Source organism: Streptacidiphilus jeojiense, from assembly GCF_000719095.1.
Lineage (GTDB): Bacteria > Actinomycetota > Actinomycetes > Streptomycetales > Streptomycetaceae > Streptacidiphilus > Streptacidiphilus jeojiensis.
On the sequence record NZ_JOEH01000128.1, the window covers coordinates 1 to 231 of the forward strand.

The following is a 231-nucleotide window of genomic DNA, read 5'->3' on the forward strand; positions in this document are numbered from 1 at the left end:
GCGACCTGCTGCCGCCAGCCGGTCGACCAGTCCAGCCCGGTCGCAGCCTGGATCGCCTCACCGCCACCCACCGTGTGGGCCGACAAGGAGGAGGGCTGCGCGGAGGAGGAGGGAGGGGACGACACCACCCGGCCGACCGAAGGGCCAGCACCGGACGCCGCGTCAACCATCGCCTCGCCCCCGAAGACCAGGGCGTCCATAACCCCATTCTCCCCCACCACCCCCAACCCC

Annotated in this window: 1 protein-coding gene; it reads right to left on the reverse strand. The window is 72.7% G+C overall.

Annotation, left to right across the window (positions count from 1 at the left end):
- The coding region (locus IF29_RS48405) for a hypothetical protein (protein WP_037598814.1) at window positions 1-200 on the reverse strand (200 nt) is incomplete at its 3' end.
- Between the last annotated feature and the right edge of the window lie 31 nt (window positions 201-231).